Source organism: Citrobacter sp. VF227 (genome assembly GCF_052950715.1).
In genome coordinates this window covers 1-666 of the sequence record NZ_JBRFVF010000119.1, presented here as the reverse complement: position 1 = coordinate 666, position 666 = coordinate 1, and the positions used below count along the sequence as shown (strand labels likewise).

Below are 666 nucleotides of genomic sequence, written 5' to 3'. Positions count from 1 at the left end.
AAGCAATACGGGTGCCGCGAGGCCCAGAGCCTGCGCTGCCGCGGCGCGTACCCGGCTCTGCTGGTCTAAGGCGCTCGCAGCGCGCATCGCGAATTCTGCGACTTGCATCGCGCATCCCGCCAGCAGCGGCCAGGGCCACGGCGTACGTGGGAGCTTCCGCGCCCGTGCTGCCTGCACCACGTGTGCGCCGAGGCTCACCCCGTATAGCGCCACAAAGAGCAGTCCCAGCTCCGTGCTCACATCGTACGCCCACTTCGCGCCGCACGCGCCCGCCGGGACGTAGCCGTGCCGCCCAGGAACCGCGGGGATGCAACCTGTGGTCTCTGGAGGAGGGTGAGGAGAGGCTGTTGACGTGAGGGTGTCTGCTATCGCACCGAGGACGAGGGTCGAGTCCACGATGGGCGGAGTCGGCCGTGGCCCGGCTGCGTCAACCGCTCCAGAGGGCGACTGCTGTGACCAGCCCACGGTCATTGAGTTACGCCGCGATCTCGCCGCGCGCCTGCACACGCGCCCGTTTTTAGGGCCGAAGCTGTCGAGTTATCAGCAAGACGCCATGACCATGAACTTGGGCGAACTCGCCCAAACAATGGGGCAACCGCTGCGCGTAGTCGATAACCTGCCGTACAACACCTCCACGCCGCTGATGTTCCATCTTTTTACCTAGAC

1 pseudogene is annotated in these 666 nt (G+C 65.9%); it reads left to right on the top strand.

Annotated elements, in window-relative coordinates:
* Positions 1 to 346: 346 nt before the first annotated feature.
* Positions 347 to 661, top strand: a pseudogene (locus ACU8YC_RS25385) (rRNA adenine N-6-methyltransferase family protein); the annotation flags it as partial.
* Positions 662 to 666: the final 5 nt, after the last annotated feature.